9 protein-coding genes and 1 pseudogene are annotated in these 17788 nt (G+C 44.5%); 4 read left to right on the forward strand and 6 right to left on the reverse strand.

The genetic code is table 11. From position 1 onward, the window contains the following. The first annotated feature begins 7 nt into the window (after window positions 1-7). From glgP to F1644_RS20525, 3 genes are all read left to right on the forward strand, one after another. Window positions 8-4252 (forward strand): alpha-glucan family phosphorylase, encoded by a 4245-nt coding sequence (glgP, locus tag F1644_RS20515; protein ID WP_168044260.1) that lies wholly within the window; start codon window positions 8-10, stop codon window positions 4250-4252. A gap of 236 nt (window positions 4253-4488) precedes the next feature. After that, a complete protein-coding gene (locus tag F1644_RS20520) occupies window positions 4489-6840 on the forward strand; it encodes a TonB-dependent receptor (protein ID WP_118304099.1) in 2352 nt (783 codons plus the stop codon). Window positions 6841-6886: 46 nt separating this feature from the next. Further along, on the forward strand, window positions 6887-8089 hold the full coding sequence (locus F1644_RS20525) for a YncE family protein (protein WP_118304097.1): 1203 nt from the start codon (window positions 6887-6889) through the stop codon (window positions 8087-8089). 75 nt (window positions 8090-8164) lie between these two features. Here the strand turns inward: F1644_RS20525 and F1644_RS20530 are convergent, their stop codons facing one another. Both F1644_RS20530 and F1644_RS20535 read right to left on the reverse strand, forming a co-directional pair. Continuing rightward, entirely contained in the window at window positions 8165-8503 is a 339-nt protein-coding gene (locus F1644_RS20530) for a translation initiation factor (protein ID WP_087422320.1), read from the reverse strand. Between the two features lie 130 nt (window positions 8504-8633). Next, window positions 8634-8783, reverse strand: a complete 150-nt coding sequence (locus tag F1644_RS20535; protein ID WP_158571967.1) for a hypothetical protein — start codon at window positions 8781-8783, stop codon at window positions 8634-8636. Between the two features lie 106 nt (window positions 8784-8889). Between F1644_RS20535 and F1644_RS20540 the strand changes: the two are divergent. After that, window positions 8890-11189, forward strand: a pseudogene (locus tag F1644_RS20540) (bifunctional dihydroorotate dehydrogenase B NAD binding subunit/NADPH-dependent glutamate synthase). Between the two features lie 125 nt (window positions 11190-11314). Here F1644_RS20540 and F1644_RS20545 read toward each other — a convergent pair. The 4 genes from F1644_RS20545 to F1644_RS20560 all read right to left on the reverse strand — a co-directional run bounded on the left by F1644_RS20545 (window position 11315) and on the right by F1644_RS20560 (window position 17640). Continuing rightward, a complete protein-coding gene (locus F1644_RS20545; protein WP_027203024.1) occupies window positions 11315-12511 on the reverse strand; it encodes an FprA family A-type flavoprotein in 1197 nt (398 codons plus the stop codon). A gap of 120 nt (window positions 12512-12631) precedes the next feature. Further along, window positions 12632-13837 (reverse strand): C1 family peptidase, encoded by a 1206-nt coding sequence (locus F1644_RS20550; protein ID WP_087422318.1) that lies wholly within the window; start codon window positions 13835-13837, stop codon window positions 12632-12634. Window positions 13838-13964: 127 nt separating this feature from the next. Next, on the reverse strand, window positions 13965-14885 hold the full coding sequence (locus F1644_RS20555) for a CPBP family intramembrane glutamic endopeptidase (RefSeq protein WP_168044262.1): 921 nt from the start codon (window positions 14883-14885) through the stop codon (window positions 13965-13967). A gap of 211 nt (window positions 14886-15096) precedes the next feature. Then, entirely contained in the window at window positions 15097-17640 is a 2544-nt protein-coding gene (locus F1644_RS20560; RefSeq protein WP_118304093.1) for a DNA translocase FtsK, read from the reverse strand. Window positions 17641-17788 lie beyond the last annotated feature (148 nt).

Below are 17788 nucleotides of genomic sequence, written 5' to 3' on the forward strand. Positions count from 1 at the left end.
ATTAAATATGAGTAATTTGGAATTGAAAGATCCCACCTATTTGTTCGAGGTAAGTTGGGAAGTATGTAATAAGGTTGGGGGAATTCACACGGTAATTTCAACAAAGGTGTTGAGTTTGGCCGGGGAATTCAAAAACAACCATATATTGATCGGCCCGGACGTGTGGCGGTATAATGAACCGAATCCGGAATTCACGGAAGATGCCCATTTGTTTAAATCGTGGCGGGTGAAAGCGGCACAGGAGGGATTGCGTATTAAGGTAGGGCGATGGAATGTAGCCGGTAACCCTGTGGCTATTTTGGTAGATTTCACCTCTTTTATTCCCCAGAAGGATCAGATATTGACTTCTTTCTGGGAGAAGTTTCAGGTGGATTCGTTAACCGGACAATGGGATTACATCGAACCCGTGTTATTCGGTTACACGGCGGGAAAAGTGATTGAGAGTTTTGTTCGTTACCATATATCTCCTCGTCAGCGTATTATTGCCCAGTTCCACGAGTGGATGACGGGAAGCGGTATGTTGTACCTGAAAAATGCCCTTCCACAAGTGGGATGCGTGTTCACCACTCATGCCACCGTGTTAGGACGTAGTATTGCCGGGAACGGCTTGCCTCTTTATGATCCGATGAAGGATTACAATCCGGTGGAAACGGCCCATCGTTTTGGCGTGGATTCCAAACAATCCCTGGAAAGTAAGGCGGCGGAATGGGCGGATTGTTTCACGACGGTCAGTGACATTACCGCGAAAGAATGTGAACATTTCTTGGGTAAGCAAGTGGATCTTGTCACCCCGAATGGTTTCGAGAACAGTTTCACCCCCAGCGAGGAGGATTATCCCGCCAAGCGTCAGCAAGGACGTGAAAAACTGTTGAAAGTGGCGCAGGCTTTATTGGGCCGGGCGGTTGCGGAAGATGCTTTAATCGTGGGTATCAGTGGACGTTACGAGTTTAAAAATAAGGGCTTGGATGTGTTTGTTGAAGCACTGGGGCGTTTGAACCGGGATGTAGATAATAAACGGGATATTTTGGCGTTTATTCTGGTGCCGGCAGGACATAAGGGGGCAAATCTGGAATTACTGAATAATTTGGAACGTCCTTACCAGGCGATCGAAATCACACATCCTTACGTGACACATGAATTATCGGACCCGCAAAATGATCCGGTATTGCGTAAGATTGAGGAACAACAATTATCGAATCAACCGGGGGACCGGGTGAAGGTCTTTTTCTCTCCAAGCTATTTGAATGGTAATGACGGTGTGTTTAACATGCCTTATTATGATTTGCTTGTGGGAATGGATTTGACCGTTTTCCCCTCTTATTACGAGCCTTGGGGATACACGCCTTTGGAGAGTCTGGCATTTAAAGTTCCGACGATCACGACAACTTTGGCCGGTTTCGGCTTGTGGGTTGAGTCCTATTATAAAAAAGCACACCCGGGAATTGAGGTGATTGAACGGGATGACCGGAATAACGAAGAAGTGGTCGAGAAAATTGCCGATAAAATAAAAGCGATTGCCGGACTAAACAAAAAAGAGTACCAAGCTGTAGCCAAGAATGCCAAAGAGGTATCGAAGATTGCACTTTGGGAAAATTTGGTTTCATATTACAAGAAGGCTTATCAGATTGCGATAGATAAAGTAAACGGACGGGTGAATGAAATTCCGGTTGTGGAAGAGGAACAATGGTCATTCATAGAGAAAAAGACGGCAACAAATGTTCCGAACTGGATCAGCGTGATCATCCATCGTTCAATTCCGGTCAAATTGAGTGCCTTGGAAGAGTTGGCGAATAATTTGTGGTGGTGTTGGAACGAGGAGGCTGTTGATTTGTTTAAAAGCATCGATCCTTTACAATGGATGTTGACACGGCATAACCCGATAGCGTTATTGGATAAGATTTCTTTGAATCGCTATGAAGAATTGGAGAATGATGAGGAGTTTGTTGCCCGTCTGGCAGCCGTGTACGCTAAATTCTCCCAATACATGGAGGAGAAAAAGCAAATGAATGATCCTTCCATTGCTTATTTTAGTATGGAGTACGGGTTACACGCTTCTCTGAAAATCTATTCGGGAGGTCTTGGCGTGTTGGCCGGAGATTACTTGAAAGAGGCTAGTGACAAAAAAACAAAGATCACGGGTATCGGCTTGTTGTATCGTTACGGTTATTTCACCCAAAAATTCTCTGCCGCGGGTAATCAAGAGGCTGAATATGAGGCTCAGGATTTCACGAAGATACCGGTATCTCCGGCTCGGGATGCTGAAGGCAATTGGTTGACAATCAGTCTTTCATTTCCTGGACGCGAGGTGTATGCCCGAATCTGGCAGGTAAATGTCGGACGGGTAGAATTGTACCTGTTGGATACGGATTTCGAGGATAATCAGGAAAGCGATCGGAGTATCACGCATTACCTATATGGCGGGGATTGGGAAAATCGTTTGAAACAGGAAATTTTGCTGGGTATCGGGGGAATCCGGGCCTTGCGGAAATTGAATATCCAGGCGGATGTGTACCATTGTAATGAGGGACACGCGGCATTTACCGGGTTGGAAAGATTGCGGGAATACGTGGCGGAAGATCAACTTTCATTTACCGAAGCCATGGAAGTTGTTCGGGCGTCTTCGCTTTTCACCACGCATACGCCGGTTCCGGCAGGACATGATTCATTTACAGAAAACCTGTTGAAAAACTACTTCTGGTTTGTGGCTGAACGTTTGAAAATCACGTGGGAACAGTTGCTTGGGTTAGGACGTGTGAATGCGAATGATCCGAACGAGAAATTCTCCATGAGTTTTCTGGCAGCGAACTTATCGCAGGAGGTGAACGGGGTTAGCTGGTTGCACGGGAAAGTCAGTCGGGATATATTCAAGAATTTATGGCCGGGATATATGCCGGAAGAGTTACACATCAGTTATGTAACCAATGGAGTGCATTACCCGACTTGGGCGGCTCCGGAATGGAAGAAAATACAGATGAGCGTGTTTGGTGAGAAATTCAAGACTCATCATTACGATAAAACGTGTTTTGAAGGAATCTACCAAATTCCGGATCAGATGATCAAAGAGGTTCGTATGGTTTTACGAAGTCGCTTGATCCGTCATATAAAACATCGTTTGGCTGACGAGAAGAGTACGGCTTATTTCACGCCGCGCCAAATCGTGGAGATTCAAGACACCTTGCGGGATGATATTCTGACCATAGGTTTTGCTCGTCGTTTCGCTACTTACAAACGGGCTCATTTGCTATTCAGTAATCTGGATCGTTTGAATGAGATCGTGAACAATCCGGATCGTCCGGTCCAGTTTATTTTCGCGGGGAAAGCTCACCCGGCAGATCAGGCCGGTCAGGATTTGATCAAGCGGATTGTGGAGATCTCCAAATACCCGCAGTTCTTGGGTAAAATATTATTCCTTCCGAATTACGACATGGACTTAGCGCGTCGTATGGTGCAAGGGGTGGACGTGTGGATGAATACCCCGACTCGTCCGCAGGAGGCTTCCGGTACGAGTGGAGAGAAGGCTGCCATGAATGGAGTCATGCATTTTAGCGTGTTAGATGGTTGGTGGGTTGAAGGCTACCAGAAAGATGCAGGTTGGGCGTTACCGATGGAAAGGACCTACGAGAACCAGGAATTCCAAAACGAGTTGGATGCCGAGTTGATCTATAATATTATCGAATCGGAAATCGCCCCGGCGTTCTATGATCGGGGAGAGAACGGAATCTCCGGTAAATGGTCGGGATTCATCAAAAACACGATTGCTAAGGTGGCATCAAACTTCACGAGTAATCGGATGCTGACGGATTACGAGGATAAGTTCTATATACCGATGTCTCGCCGTTTCCATCGTTTGAGTGAGAACAACTATGCTTTAGCCACGCAGATTGCAGAGTGGAAGAGGAAAGTTAGCCGGGAATGGGAATCCGTGCAGGTGGATGCATTGATTCTTCCCGATAAATCGAAACAGATTATCTCTTTGGGTAAATCTTACCAGGGGAAAGTGGTACTTGATCTGGGAGAGTTGTCTATTGATGACATCGGGGTCGAATTGGTTGCCATGATGAAAAAGGACGAGAAGATCGAGGTGTGTTTCACACAGGAATTCGTACCCGTCTCTTTCGAGAACGGGAAGGCCATGTATTCCATTGAAGTGACTCCCGATGATCCCGGAATCTTTATGCTGGGATTGAGAATATTCCCGAAGAATATATTACTTCCTCACAGACAGGATTTTGCTTTGGTGAAATGGGTGTAGGATAGTATCGGGCATATACTAATAAAAATGCGGCTCCAAGTTCAATATAGGACTTTGGAGCCGCATTTTGTTTTAATTGTCCTTATTAGTAAGGAGTTTACGATAAACATTCCCTATTAATAGGGATTGTTGTAAATTGATCTGCCGTATACTTTTGCACGACTATTTAATGTTTTTAGTGTTCATTCATTAAAATATTCTTTAGAATACTAATTATTAATTAATTCGTGTATGTTATGAAGTGTTTTTATATTTGGGTCTATTTTATTGTTGGAAATATTCTTTTCTCTAACGGGCAGACGATTTCCGGGATCGTGAAAGATTCCTCTGATAACACGCCTATCGCGGGAGTAAATATTGTTATACATTCTCTAAAGAAGGGGACGGGGACAAATGCCAAGGGCGAGTTCTTTTTTAAAAATATTCCTGCCGGGGAGTACGAACTCCATTTTTCGTTCGTGGGTATGAGAGATGTCATCAAGAAAGTGAAGGTCGAGGCGAACAAAGAATTGAAGTTGGATGTTTATATGCAGGTAGATATGAAATCTCTAGACCAAGTGGTCGTTGCAGCTAAAGGGGAAAGAAAAGAGATCCATGACGTGAAACGTCAGGGGACTCCAGTTGCCGTTATTGATGGAAAACAGTTGGCAGGACGTGGAACCACGATCACGGAGGTATTGAATCACCAAACAGGGGTGAAATTACGACAAACAGGCGGTGTCGGTAACCAAACAAAAGTTAATATCCGGGGATTGGAAGGAAATCGAGTTCAGATATACATGGACGGTTATGCCTTGAATACCCCGGATGGTAGTTTTTCCATTAATGATATTCCTTTGCAATTCATCGATCGCATCGAGATATACAAGGGGATTGTTCCGCCTGAATTCGGGGGAGATGGATTAGGAAGTGCGATTAATGTGGTGACGATAGATGCCGAACATGGATATTATGATTTGTCGTATAGCTACCAGTCTTACGGTGTGCATAATCCTACTGCTTGTATTTCTCATTATTTTGATAAAGCGAATATGGCTTTTACGCTTTTTGCGGGAGGAACCTTTGCTAAAAATGATTACACGATCACTTCTCCCTATGTCAATGATTTGAAAATCAAACGGGATCATGACCAGTTGAAAATGGGGGAATTCGGGGCGACGCTTAAATTTCTGGATCATTATTTTGACAAGGCCGAGTTGGAATTTGTCGGGTATTACAGTTATAAAGAAACCCAGGGAGTACAAACAAATATCCGTCATGCCCGGACAAAAATCTGGACAGTCGGTGTAAATCCCAAGCTGGAGAAAAAACATTTTTTGCATGAGAAATTGGATTTAAAATTCAATGGAATGGTTACTTATACTCATACTGCTTTAATCGATACTTCGTCCTTCCTTTATGATTTTTATGGTGATCGTGTTCCCAACACGTATGGCGGAGAAGTGGGATATGTCCCGAACTTGTCGGATGACGGGATGATGGATTATCGTTATAACTTGAACTTGCAATATCATTTGATCCCGAACAAAATGCTGGTCAATATTAATAATGATTTCCGTTACGTGAGCAATGAAACCCGGGACACTGTTGCCGATCGATTTCTGAAAAAGGATTATAGCGGTTTGAAATCAAATATATCGGGAATGATCAGTTCTATCGCTTTACAGAATAAGTGGTTTCAAGGACGTTTGACGTCAGTTCTGACGGGACGGCATTATTATTATCATTTAGGGGGGAAAACTGTGAACTTGGCTTATCCGGGGGATGCCGTTCCGGCAGAGACGGATAAATCTGATCAGTATTGGGGATACAGTCTTGCTTTGAAATACGATTTGTCTTCTCATTGGCTGGTGAAGTTTGCCTTGGAACATAACTTTCGCCTTCCTCGTTACGAGGAGGCTTTGGGAGATCGTGTAACGACGTTGACAAGCACGGAGTTAAAAGCTGAACAAGCTAATAATTATAATCTGGGTATCATGTTTGACCGTTATTATAACGCGAATTCCCGTTTACAATTCGAGTCGAACGGTTATATAATGAAAGTGAAGAACATGATGTATTTGACCTCTGTTGTGGGGTATTCCAAATACCAGAATCTGGGTGAGGCTTTGTTGTACGGGGTGGACGGTGAAATCAAATGGGATATTAATCGTAATTGGTTTGTATCATTTAATGCTACCTGGCAGAAATCATTGGATTATTCAAGATATATAGCGGGAACAAACACCGAGAGTGAGACCTATAAAATGCAATTGCCTCATATCCCGATTCTCTTTTTCAACTGGATGCTGGATTACCGGAAGGATAATCCCTTTGGTGGTAAAGGACAGTATGCCAGAGCGTATTACGAGGGCGGCTACACGGATAAATACTATTATGGATACGAGCTTAGTCGCAATCAGGATTATAAAATACCTTCTACTTGCCTGCATACGGTCGGGATGGAGTACGGGATCATGAACCGGAAAATTTTGTTTGGCGTGGAATGTCATAATCTGTTTGATACGGATGAGATGACTAATTTTAATTACCCGTTGGCGGGGCGGACGATCATGGCTAAGATTCGGTTCACGACGTTAAAATGGTGATGTGCCTGAGGATTTTAATTGAAATATATAAATAAAGTAAATCACAATGAAAAACAATCTCTTTATTCTGGGGGCTTTTCTATGTACAGCCTTGTTTGTAACGTCATGTACGGATGATAACAAAAATGATGATGATAACGATGGTAAAGCGTCGATCATCGTGGGTATTAACATGCAGCCACAGGCGGATATGGGATATATCGTACCGATACAGGATATGAATGTCGGAACGATGTCTTACACGAATGCGGTTGAAACCAAAATTACTCCTTATTTGATGTCTTATAATGATTGGGTGTTCTACGTGCCGGGGACTTCGGAGGGAACGATTATAAAATATTCCCGGCAAGATAATGGGACCTTGAAAGTGGAAGGACGTTTGGAAGTGGCAACGGCTGCTCCCATGTGTGCTTCTATTGCTTTCGTTTCGACTACGAAAGCTTATGCATCCGCTCCGAACGATAACAAGATCATTATATTTAATCCAACAACCATGGTAAAAACAGGGGAAATTAATGTTGCCAAGCCTGAGTATGGGCTTGACGGAAGTAGTACTCCGAACCCGCTGGGACTGATCTTGCGGGATGGGAAACTCTATGTCGGGTGTGGTGAATTCGACCAGATGCCTATTTGTAAAAGTGGTGCGCATATTTTGATCATTGATGAGGCAACCGATACGCCGGAAAAGATTATTCATGACACGAGACTTTCCGCGGCATCTATTTTTGATTGCGGTATGTTTATTGATGAAAAAGGGGATCTTTACGTGACTTGTTGGGGATCTTATGGTTATGTCCCGGATCAGAAATTCGGATTGTTACGAATTAAAAAAGGAGCGACGGAATTTGATCCGGAGTACTGTTTTAATATGAGTGACATGAACGTGGAAGGAGTTCAAGGGGGTAAATTGCAATATTCTATTTCTAACTTTTATGCCGGGAATGGAGAATTGTACGTTTTAGCTTATTGTCCGGCATTTGCTAGTGCCAGTCCTGATTACATCAACGAGAAGACAAATTACTGTTTGAAAGCTGATTTATATAATTGTACGATGAAAGCCTTGAATCTTCCTCGCACGAATGGATATAGTTGTGCAATAAATAAATACGGGGACGACATTCTTTTTGGTTTGGCAACGGAACAAAATGGAACGGGAATTTTCACCTATAATCGCAAAACTAATCAATGTAGTTCTGCTCCGATCGTGAAAACGCAGGGAACCCTTATGGATATTCTCGTGTTTGAATAATAATCTGTATTTTTCAATAGCTCGGGGCTTTCCACTTTTCATAAACTGGAAAGCCCTCTTGCTTAGCCGATCTTTTTATTTTGCCCGGTACTTATTGTCCCGGAGAATAGTCAACACTTTTTCTTTTACTTCCCCTTGGATGATAATTTCTCCATCCTTCACGGAGCCGCCCACGCCACATTTGTTTTTTAGTAGCTTGGCCAGTTCTTTCAGATCCTCTTCCGTACCCACGAAACCTTGTACGAGGGTGACAGTTTTGCCTTTGCGTTGTTTGGAATCGAGAGTCACCCGCAGGTTTTGTTTTTCCGGGGCCAGGGTTTCCTGTTCTTCTTCTTGATTGTATTCGTATTGGTAATTCGGATTCGTGGAGTAAACCACGTTAATCCGCTCTTTTTTATCGTTTTTATTGCCCATGATGTCTGTATAATTTGTTTTCGGGAACAAAAATAGCAATATTACTCGGATTGTCACGAAATGGCGTGAGTTTTCCGATATGACAGATTGTAGGAAGTTACTTTACTTTGTGTGTTCGGTTTGGGGCGAGTTAAGCGGGAGATAAGGAACGATAAGCGAATGACAGACGTTCCCCCTTCGTTTCATTGCCGTTTGAGGACTGGCTTTGTAATATCGGGGAAGTATGCGTGAATTTCTGGTGGCGTTTGATCTTTTGATTACTTCTAATTGATCTTGTCATTAATCGAAATAAAAATTGTTTTTTCCAAGGGGTTCGTTATCTTTGCGGCTTGAAATCGAAAACGATAGCGGGGTTGAAATAAGTAGAATAGATTAACCTATAGACTATGAATAAAATTTTAAGTAAGACTTATTTTTCAGAAAAAGTTGTAAAGCTGGAAGTTGAGGCACCATTGATAGCAAAGGCCCGTAAACCGGGTAATTTCGTGATTGTACGCGTGGGAGAGAAGGGCGAGCGGATGCCGTTGACCATTGCTGATGCTAATTTGGAAAGAGGAAGTATTACATTGGTGGTACAAGTGATGGGAGTGTCTTCCCGGAAATTGTGCGCTTTGGAAGTGGGGGATTATATCACGGATTTGGTAGGTCCTCTCGGAAAACCGACTCATATCGAGAAGGTAGGAACAGTGTTGGCTTGCGGTGGTGGTGTTGGCGTGGCTCCTCTACTGCCCATCGTGCGAGCTTTCAAGGAGGCTGGAAACAGGGTGGTTTCAGTAATTGCCGGACGTAATAAGGATCTGGTGATTCTGGAAGATGAAATACGGGCTTCTTCGGATGAAGTGATTATCATGACGGATGACGGGAGCTATGGAAAAAAAGGTCTGATCACGGAAGGTATGGAAGAGGTGATCAAACGTGAGAAAGTAGATTTGGCCGTGACCATCGGACCGGCAATCATGATGAAATTCTGCGAGAGACTGACTCGTAAATATGATATCCCGACAGTGGCCAGTTTGAATGCGTTGATGGTGGACGGAACCGGAATGTGTGGAGCTTGTCGGGTAACCGTGGGGGGAAAGACCCGCTTTACTTGCGTTGATGGACCGGAGTTCGATGCACACCTGATTGATTTTGACGAGATCTTGTCTCGGTTAGGTGGATTCAAGGATGCCGAGGTGGCCAAATTGCATGATGTTGAGGTAAAACAAGAGGAATCCGAACATACTCATGGCGTGAGCGACCGGAACGAACCTTGGCGTCAGGAATTGCGTCAGAAGGTGGCTGGGAAGGAACGTACTTCTATTGAACGTGTTCACATGCCCGAAACCGCACCGGAAGAACGTATCAAGAGTCAACGTATAGAAGTGAATCAAGGCCTGACGGCCGATATGGCTATGCGGGAGGCTACCCGTTGTATGGATTGCGTGACCCCGACTTGTATGGAAGGTTGTCCCGTGGGCATTGATATTCCCGGATTCGTGAAAAACATTGAGAGAGGTGAGTTTTTGCAGGCCGCTGCCGTGCTGAAACGCACGAGTGCTTTACCCGCAGTTTGCGGTCGGGTTTGTCCTCAAGAAAAACAATGTGAATCCAAGTGTTTTTATTTGCAGAAATTGAAGAAACCGTCGGTTGCTATCGGTTATCTGGAACGTTTTGCATCGGATTTCGAGAGAGAATCCGGGCATATTACCGTGCCGGAAGTTGCCCATGCCAATGGAATTAAAGTTGCCGTTATCGGTTCCGGACCTTCCGGGTTATCGTGTGCAGGAGACTTGGCAAAATTGGGTTACGATGTAACCGTGTTCGAGGCATTGCACGAGATCGGCGGTGTGTTGAAATACGGTATTCCTGAATTCCGTTTGCCGAATAGTGTGGTAGACGTGGAGATTGATAATCTGAAGAAGATCGGCGTGAAATTCGTTACCAACTTTATCGTGGGAATGACGGATTCCGTGGAAGATTTGAAGGCGGAAGGTTTCAAGGCTTTCTACGTGGCTTCAGGAGCCGGACTTCCCCGGTTTATGAATATTCCCGGAGAAAATTATAACGGTATCCTTTCTTCCAACGAGTACTTGACTCGGGTAAATCTGATGGGTGCCGATAGTGAAGATTCCGATACCCCGGTATATCGCGGAAAGAACGTGGTAGTCGTGGGTGGTGGTAACACGGCAATGGACTCCGTGCGTACGGCAAAACGTTTGGGTGCGGAACGTGCCATGATCGTTTATCGTCGGAGCGAGGAGGAAATGCCTGCCCGTCTGGAAGAGGTGAAACATGCCAAGGAAGAGGGATGCGAGTTCATCACGTTGACTAATCCGGTGGAATATATTGCCGACGAACGGGGACGTGTGAAACAGGTACGGGTGCAGAAGATGGCTTTGGGTGAACCGGATGCTAGTGGACGCCGTAGTCCCGTGCCGGTGGAAGGCTCCGAGTACACGATTGATGCAGACGTGGTGGTTGTAGCCGTGGGGGTTTCTCCTAACCCGATTGTTCCGAACTCCGTGAAAGGATTGGAAATTTCACGTAAAGGTACGATCGTGGTGAATGACGAAACGATGCAGTCTAATTTGTCAGAGTTCTTTGCAGGGGGGATATTGTGAGAGGTGGAGCAACGGTAATTTTGGCTATGGGTGACGGTCGTCGGGCTGCCAAACATATAGATGAGATGTTCAAAGCGAACTAGAATAGAATTTATTGTTACCTATAAAAGAATAGCCTCATGGTGAATGGGGCTGTTCTTTTTTGTATAGAAAAAAAGAGAGCGAGTATGTTTGAAATACCCGCTCTCCTTTTTCATATCGTTTGAAATCAACAGATTTCATCCAGTTTATCTGCCATAGCGTAGGCGATATTACGGCACGTTTCGAAATCTTCATCTTTCGGGCAACCGCAAGCCTCGCAAGAAGGAGCAACCACTTCCCATTTGATTTTTTCAGCGAATTGGTTGAAACGGGGCATTGCACCGCCAGCCCATGCTTTTCCGCCAAAGAAGGCCACCACGTGGTTCTTCACGCCCATGTGTTCCAGTTCGAACAACAGGGTTTCCATGGTCGGGAAGGCGTTACCGTTGTAAGCGCAACTTCCAAGGATAACTCCTTTATAACGGAAAATGTCATTGATGATATATGACGGGTGTGTTTTGGATGCATCGTGAATACGGATTTTCTTGATTCCTTTTTCAGCCAAGAAACGAGCGATTATATCAGCCATTTTTTCCGTGTTCCCGTACATGGAACTGAACACGATCACAACACCCTTGTCCGTGTCGTACTTGCTCCACTTGTCATATTTAGCCACGATGTCGGCAATGTGCGAACGACGGATCGGCCCGTGGGTAGCGCATACCATTTTGATCGGAAGACCTCCGAGTTTTTTCAGTGCAGTTTGAGCCGGTTGACCGTATTTTCCAACAATATTGGAATAGTAGCGACTGATTTCCTCTTCCAAGTAATCCAGGTCAACCTCGTCATCAAAGATGCCACCGTCAAGTGTTCCGAACGCTCCGAAGATGTCACCGCTGAACAGGATACCTTCGGTTGATTCGAAAGTAACCATCGTTTCCGGCCAGTGCAGCATCGGTGCCATGTAGAAATTCAATTTATGTTTTCCAAGGTCGAGAGAATCGCCTTCTTTCACTTCCATCAAGTTTTCACAAACCCCGTAGAAGTTTTTCAGCATGGGGAAAGTCTTGGCGTTACCGATGATTTTCACGTCCGGGTAGTGGCATAATAAAGCTTTGATGGCTCCGGTGTGATCGGGTTCCATGTGATTAATCACGAGATAATCCACTTTCCGCCCGTTCAGTAACTGTTCGATGTTCTCCACGTAGTCATCCATTTTGCTTCTTTCAATCGTGTCGATGACTACCACTTTTTCGTCCACGATGATGTAAGAATTATAAGCAACACCTTTGGGAAGAGGCCAGTAATTTTCGAAGATATGCGTTCTTCTGTCATTGACTCCAATCCAGTAAATGTCTTTCTTAATTTCTCTCGCTAGATTCATATTGATTATAATTTTATGTATTTCTTTTTCGCTCTCGCGAAATTATGAAAAAAAGGCCGTTAATCGGATGGATTAACGGCCTTTTTTTATAGTTTTTCTCGAACTCCTTATAGAGTGGATTTATTTGATTCCAAGTTTTTTGCGGATATCCTTCGGGATGGCATTCTTGTGAACGATGATGTTCATGGTTTTGTATTTCATGAAAGGTTCGGATGCGTAGAAGTATCCACCGAATTTGTTATACTTGTTCCAAGAGTTTTTCACGATATAGTAAACCGTACCGTTTTGGTCTTTTGCCTTACCGATCACGTGCATACCGTGGTCATCGGTGGTCAAGTAGTTGTCGAACTCTTGTTGTCTCATTTCTTGCGTAATCTCTTTTTCAGGAGCCGGACCTTGTCTGAAGGCATCCGGAGTTTGGTTTCCTTTAGGCATAGCTTCCCATTTAGCGATTTCGGCACCGCTCATTTCTTTCGTGTCAGTTGTCGGAACCACGGCAACTCCGGGTTGTGAGGTTTGGAAACCTCTTTCGCTCACGTCAGAAGCCCAGGCAAAAGTGTAACCGTTGTCGATAGCGTTGCTCATGACTTGTGCCAGTTCATCTATCGGTAAGTTGTAGGACATTCCCCATAACCAGTTGTCCGGTACTTCGATAGCAAATTGAGAATAGAATGGGTGGTGAGTAAATGAGGTCAAGCTCACGTAATCATCCATGTTCAAGCCAACAACTTCGTCAGCGAAAGTTCTCGGGGTATATTCTTTACCTTTGTATTCGAATTTTTCGGGTTCTTCTCCAAGATAAGCATCCAGAATACCGTCAAAGCCTTTTTTCCATGCAGTACTTAATTTTTTGTTTGAGTTTTTGATAACGGCATTGATATAACCGGCCAACACGTCGTCGATTTCTCCGAAAGCGTGGTTTGGTTCACCGTAGTTCAATCCCATGTAAACGTCCATCGGAACGATACCGTAGTTTTTGATCACGTGCATCACGTCACAGAAAGCTCCACCAACAGCAAAGTTCATGCTACCATGCAGGCGAACAAATTTGGTTGCTTTGTCGCTGTAAGCGTGTCTTACAATATACATGGCTGAAAGATCAATAGGCTCTTTGCCCATACGAATCATTTCTGATTCGAAGAACGAGATTCCGGACCATGACCAGCAGGTACCTGCACGAGCTTGATCCTTTACAGAAGTTGCCGGTAATCTCTTAATATCAGTGAATTGGTAACCTTTCGGTTGGTCCTTTTGAACATCTTGAGCATTAGCTAAGAAAGACAGCCCAAAGATGAGAGCGAACATTAAAGATGTAATTTTTCTCATTTTTTTGAAACTTCGATTTATAGATTAATATAATTGCTATCGTATTTTTGTTTACCGCCAAAGATACTATTTTATTGGCAATGTCATGAAAGTGACACGAGTATTAAGAAAATTTTAAGAACTTCTTTTACTCGACGACTTCCCGTTCTACTTTTCCCCACAAGTTGATTTTGGAGAAAAATTTATATTTCCGGTTACAAACCCAAAGGAAAATGATCCCGCACACGAGCATGACCACGGTATCCATGTGTGAGGCCGTTGGCGCCATATCCTTGAACAGGGCATGTGTTTGCAGGGCCGAGGCGTCGTGTGTCACCACGAGGGAGGAAATGACGTTGTTGGCTAGGTGTAATCCCAGGGCCAATTCCAGCCCGTCGTCCCAGATGGCTACCAGTCCAAGGAGTAATCCCATCAGAATGTATTGCGGCATAGCTACCCAGAAACCGAAACGATCCACTTCTGGGTTAGATCCGTGGAGTAATCCGAAGGCAAAACCGGTAAGTAATAGGGCTACCCATCTGTATTTGAAAAGTAGGATACTGCCTTGCATCAGATATCCCCGGAAAATAAATTCCTCGAATGCCACTTGGAAGGGAATGAAAATCAGGATAACGATGCACATCATGATGAAATTGAATGGTTGGAATTGGAACACGAGGTTGGACGTATCCCCGAATCCGTATTGCGCACCCAGTAGGACGATGGTTAATATTCCCCATATGGCAGCCCCGAAGAACACCCGTTTCACGTCAAAACGATTTCGGCCCGTGAGTATATCCGTCGGTTTCTTGTGATGGAAATATTTCACGCATAACAGAAGTGCGATGACGCCTCCGGCGAACGTGAATAGCATGAGTGCCAGGCCCAGGTTCGTGTTCGTGACAGCCAGAATGTTATTCGTTCCCCCGCTTAGTATTTCGGGATTCATGATGATACTGTAAATTGCTAACGGGATGGACGCTACTTGTACCGCAGCAAACACGATGATTAGCGTGAGAATGTAAAAATACCATTTGTTGTTACCTCTGTATGACTTTTCTAAAAACATGACCTTATTAATTTTAAATTTTAGATTTTAGATTTTAAATTTCCACCCACGAAATCACCCTTCTAGATTTACTACATTCAACTTTTATCTTTTAGTTTTTATCTTTTAACTTCAATCTTTCCAACTACCCCCTCTAACTCCCCCTGTGTAAGGGGGAGCCAGAAGGGGTAGTTTTTTCCATTCTAAATTTTAAATTTTTCATTTTAAATTTTTAAAACTCCACGGTTTTAAGAATGTGTTCCAAGCTGTACTCGTCGGGGATAAGTACTTGACGGGCTTTACTACCCTCGAATGGTCCCACGATGCCTGCCGCTTCCAGTTGGTCGATGATTCTTCCTGCCCGGTTGTAGCCGATGGAGAAACGTCGCTGGATAGAGGAGGTTGAACCCTGTTGGGTGTTCACTACCAAACGGGCGGCCTCTTCGAATAACGGGTCTTTTACCCCGAGATCGATGTCACCACTCACCCCGTTTTCCGTGTCGGAAACATATTCGGGGAGTGCGTAGGCTTCCGGGTAACCCTGTTGATCTGCGATGAATTTCGTGATGGCATCTACTTCCGGGGTATCGACGAAGGCACATTGTACACGTACCATCTCGCTATCCTTGGAAATCAACATATCCCCGCGGCCGATCAACTGGTTGGCTCCCGGTGAGTCCAGAATAGTGCGGGAGTCGATCATGGAGGCCACCTTGAAGGCTATTCGTGCCGGGAAGTTGGCTTTGATGACTCCGGTGATGATGTTCGTGGAAGGTCGTTGCGTGGCAATGATCATGTGAATCCCGACGGCACGAGCCAGCTGGGCGATACGGGCAATCGGTTGTTCCACCTCTTTACCCGCGGTCATGATCAAGTCGGCAAACTCGTCTACCACTACTACTATATAAGGTAGATAACGGTGACCGTTGTTCGGGTTCAGTTGCCGTTTCACGAACTTCTCGTTATATTCTTTGATGTTTCTCACGTGAGCTTGTTTCAACAGATCGTAGCGGCTGTCCATCTCGATGCAGAGAGAGTTGAGTGTGGCCACGACTTTGTCGTTATCGGTAATAATGGCTTCTTCTGCATCCGGTAACTTCGCCAAGAAATGTTTTTCGATGACGGAATAGATGCTTAACTCCACCTTTTTCGGGTCTACCATCACGAATTTCAATTGTGACGGGTGTTTTTTGTACAAGAGCGATGTGATAATGGCATTCAAGCCCACGGATTTACCTTGTCCCGTGGCTCCGGCTACCAGCAAGTGGGGCATTTTTGCCAGATCGAACGTGTAAGGTTCATTCGAGATGGTTCGTCCCAGTGCTACCGGAAGGGCATATTTGGATTCTTGGAATTTCTTGGATGCGATGATTCCCCGCATGGAAACGACTTCCGGATTCTGGTTCGGCACTTCAATACCGATGGTTCCGGCTCCGGGGATCGGGGCAATGATTCGTATGCCTAAGGCTGACAAGCTTAACGCAATGTCATCTTCGAGGTTTTTGATTTTCGAGATTTTTATACCGGGAGCGGGGACAATTTCGTATAACGTGACAGTTGGCCCGATGGTCGCTTTGATCTTGGTGATCTCTATTTTATAATGGCGCAATGTCTCGATAATCGTGTTTTTATTCTCTTCGAGTTCTTCCGCTGTTACTTTTTGCGAACCGGAAGAGTGTTCTTCCAGTAATTCCAGCGGGGGATATTGATAATTCGATAAATCGAGAGTCGGGTCGTACTCCGTGTCCGGCATCAAGTTTTTGGTTAATTGCTCTTCCAGCTTGTCAGCCATAACGGTCAATTCAATATCGTCATTGGTGAGCGGGGGAGTATCTTCTCTGTGTTCATCTTGATTTTCGGGGTTCTTGTCCACGGATAAATCGAAGTGATGTTCTGTCGTGAATTCCTCTTCCGGATCATGCAATTCCAGTTTTTCTGATTCATCCGGATCGGTCGTGTCAAACTCATGACGGGGGAAAAGTTCATCTTCAACAAGTGGAACCGTTTCGATATCCAATTTCTCTTTTTCTTCGGTATCAATGTCCTCTTCTTTTTCTTGCAGGTCTTCCGGCTCTTCTGTTTTTGCCATTTCTTCTCGTTTCCGGGCAAGAGCGGCTTCTCGTGCCAAGGCCCTTTCTTCCTTGAGTTGAGCCCGACGAGCGAAGTAATTCTTGATCATGGTCACGCATTTGTTGAAAGCGTTTTCGAAGCCAAAGAAAAGAATGGCTGCAAACGAAACAATCAACAGGAAGAATGAGCCAATCTCTCCGATAAACGAGTTAAGCCAAAAACACACGAAATAACCGTGAGCCCCGCCCGGGAATACGTATCCTGTGGGTAAGAACGTGAAAATATATCCCAATAACAAGGAGCACCAGATGATTAGGACAAAGCTAATGATGATCTTTTTCCCGAATTTCTTGATATTCCGTCCGGCAATACGTAGCCCGATGATAAATAGCAAGTAGCAGAATATGAATGACGAAACTCCGAACCACCGGTTTATGAGCAAATCGGAAAGAAACGCTCCTAGTTTGCGTCCCGGGTTTCCGACGACAATATCCGGGTTGGTCATTAATTCCCGGGTCTCTTTATCGATCAGACTCTGGTCCATGCCACCGGTGAAAAAGAAACCGACGAGGGACACCAGCAGGTAAATGGAAAATAGCATAAAAATCAGCCCAACAACTACACGTGTCCGGGGATCCTTCAGAAAATTAAAGGAATAGGGGGTACGTGTTTTACCACTCTTTTTATTGTTTATACGTGTTATCATGTAAATTGAAATTATCGAAATCGCAGGTACAAATATACAAAATGTAAAATTTAGAATTTAGGATTTGGAATGAAAAGATTTTGGCACGCCTCAAAACATAGTTAAGGTATATTAATTAAGAATTTCTTAATAGTCAGTTGGCAAGGAT

The organism is Butyricimonas paravirosa (assembly GCF_032878955.1).
GTDB lineage: Bacteria > Bacteroidota > Bacteroidia > Bacteroidales > Marinifilaceae > Butyricimonas > Butyricimonas paravirosa.

Bases quoted from the DNA above. Each gene is read 5' to 3' on its own strand.
- glgP (WP_168044260.1), top strand. From the start codon at position 8: ATGAGTAATTTGGAATTGAAAGATCCCACCTATTTGTTCGAGGTAAGT.
- F1644_RS20520 (WP_118304099.1), top strand. From the start codon at position 4,489: ATGAAGTGTTTTTATATTTGGGTCTATTTTATTGTTGGAAATATTCTT.
- F1644_RS20525 (WP_118304097.1), top strand. From the start codon at position 6,887: ATGAAAAACAATCTCTTTATTCTGGGGGCTTTTCTATGTACAGCCTTG.
- F1644_RS20530 (WP_087422320.1), bottom strand. From the start codon at position 8,503: ATGGGCAATAAAAACGATAAAAAAGAGCGGATTAACGTGGTTTACTCC.
- F1644_RS20535 (WP_158571967.1), bottom strand. From the start codon at position 8,783: ATGACAAGATCAATTAGAAGTAATCAAAAGATCAAACGCCACCAGAAA.
- F1644_RS20545 (WP_027203024.1), bottom strand. From the start codon at position 12,511: ATGAATCTAGCGAGAGAAATTAAGAAAGACATTTACTGGATTGGAGTC.
- F1644_RS20550 (WP_087422318.1), bottom strand. From the start codon at position 13,837: ATGAGAAAAATTACATCTTTAATGTTCGCTCTCATCTTTGGGCTGTCT.
- F1644_RS20555 (WP_168044262.1), bottom strand. From the start codon at position 14,885: ATGTTTTTAGAAAAGTCATACAGAGGTAACAACAAATGGTATTTTTAC.
- F1644_RS20560 (WP_118304093.1), bottom strand. From the start codon at position 17,640: ATGATAACACGTATAAACAATAAAAAGAGTGGTAAAACACGTACCCCC.